2 protein-coding genes are annotated in these 1,871 nt (G+C 47.6%); one reads left to right on the top strand and one right to left on the bottom strand.

What is annotated here, in order from left to right; all coding sequences use genetic code 11:
• Positions 1-314, top strand: a 314-nt coding sequence (locus BTJ49_RS15810) for a hypothetical protein (RefSeq protein WP_168184783.1), incomplete at its 5' end; no start/stop codon positions are given.
• A gap of 230 nt (positions 315-544) precedes the next feature.
• Here BTJ49_RS15810 and BTJ49_RS15640 read toward each other — a convergent pair.
• On the bottom strand, positions 545-1,627 hold the full coding sequence (locus BTJ49_RS15640) for a hypothetical protein (protein WP_146742389.1): 1,083 nt from the start codon (positions 1,625-1,627) through the stop codon (positions 545-547).
• Positions 1,628-1,871: the final 244 nt, after the last annotated feature.

Genomic DNA, 1,871 nt, shown 5'->3' with positions numbered 1-1,871 from the left:
TCAATGCCTCGACTCCAAAAGGAGCTAGGCACAATAAAGACAACAGCAATATAGATAGATTGGAAAATTTGTTGGACAAGTGGGCGGGGTATAAAAGTCCCTACCCTGAAATTCGCGATGCATTTCTATATTTCAAGAATGGTGGCGCTAAAGAGAGAGTGTCTACCAACAAGGTGACGGACGAGAACATTCCAGCAGAAATGCTGCCGGAAGATATTGACGGTTATGTTCGGATTATTAGCTATGTGAAGAGAACGGGTGGAGTGTTGACCGTGGAAATCTCAAGGGACGCTGACGAAACTATGTCTGCATGATAGACGCTAAGTTAAGGATATTTCATTAGTGAAGTTTAGCTTACAGGCGGGCATTAGAATTGGACCGCAACTCTGCGGCTCGTGCTGGTGCAGGACTGATGGGCTCTGAGTGAAGAGCGCTGCGTCGTTACTCTTTTTGGTGATGGCTCCGGTGTTTGTATGTCGGTCTAGAAGTCCGTGTCGTCAGTCCGAGTACGCAATATGAAGAACAATGGCAAAAAATGTGATTGTTAACGGCGTGGTACCACAACTACGTGAACCTTAAGGGTGCTGGCTGTGCTTTCGATGTCAGTCTGTAGGCCTTGGGGATTGGTTAAGCGTTCATCGGGGTCATATATAAGAAAAAACAGGTGAGTGCAGCCGGGGTGTGTCGGGTAGCGTGCAATATCGAGTAATAGTTCATTGGCCAGACTTTTTTCGCGATGATCTGGTCTGACGCGCTTCACCTCAATGGCGGCTTCAGCTTCAGGTACTAAAAAATCAATTCTCGTTGATGAACCTGCCCAAGATGGAGTGGTTTCTTCGCGTTTTACATCGGTAAAGTGCAGGTGCAAAGCCGCTTCTAATGCGTCTTGTAGGTCAAATTCGTCGTCGCTATCAAAGCCTATGCGGCCGCGAGAGCGTTGACGTAAGTGCTTATAAAAGTGATGAAAGTGATAGAGCAAGTTATGTATCGTATTCAATGAAGGCTTTGGTGGGGGCGGCATTAAAGTCGCTTCTATCGACGCATCACGGTAGGCGCGTAATACACCTTTCTCCAAGGTACGAGCCTTTGACTTGGACCACTGGACATACGATAACAAAAACAGACCGAAATATAGGCACTCGATCATGGCCATGGTAATTAGCAACCATGGTGTGGGGCGTACGGTGATTTCCTGATCATACCGGTACTGACGAAGCGATGGATGTGAACCATTGATTGTCTTTGGTAACCAGTTGGCGTCCTGTGGCACGAGTTTATAGTGGAAGTTGACGGTTACACCTATCTGGGATTCGTCTGATACGAAAAGATCATCCGGAAATGGCGGTGTTTCACCGGGTTGTCGCGAATTGAATTTTTTCAACCTGGTGAAGAATGGATGTGTTGTTGCTTGAAAATCCTTTGATGCAATAAGGCGCTGTACTGCAGGATTGCTCATGTCAGCGGGAAGAAATATTGGGTACACCAGTTTCAGGTAAAATGCGGCTATAAATACGGCGAACGAAATGGTGGTGGTAAGCGCTAATAGATATGCCCGTCTTGTGCTGGCAACGGAATCGGCGAGCGATGTCAGGCGGTGAAGGGAAGTGAGCCTAGCCGGAATATTCATGTAACGTCGTGGTCGGTCATAAGAATTTTCTATATATACCGAAACCCGGATCTGAGCGCACATTGAGCTATCGCTATGGACTGGCTTTGCTCGGTGCAGCCCAATAGATCAGGTCGCTGTTGTACGGCGTATGGCTAAATCTCACAGTTCGGGTGCCTATGGATTGGTCAGAAGTGGTCGGGCGATGATTGCTCATCGTCGGTGCTTTCCAAGCATGTGGTTGGGTGATTGTCAAGCCTGTTTG

It is taken from the genome of Oleiagrimonas sp. MCCC 1A03011 (assembly GCF_003267965.1).
Taxonomy (GTDB): Bacteria; Pseudomonadota; Gammaproteobacteria; order Xanthomonadales; family Rhodanobacteraceae; genus Oleiagrimonas; species Oleiagrimonas citrea.
The sequence above is the reverse complement of the archived record's forward strand: the minus strand, read 5'-3'. Positions and strand labels throughout refer to the sequence as shown.

What these genes read in the sequence shown, in the direction of transcription:
- BTJ49_RS15640 (WP_146742389.1), bottom strand. Translation starts at nt 1,627, where the DNA reads ATGAATATTCCGGCTAGGCTCACTTCCCTTCACCGCCTGACATCGCTC.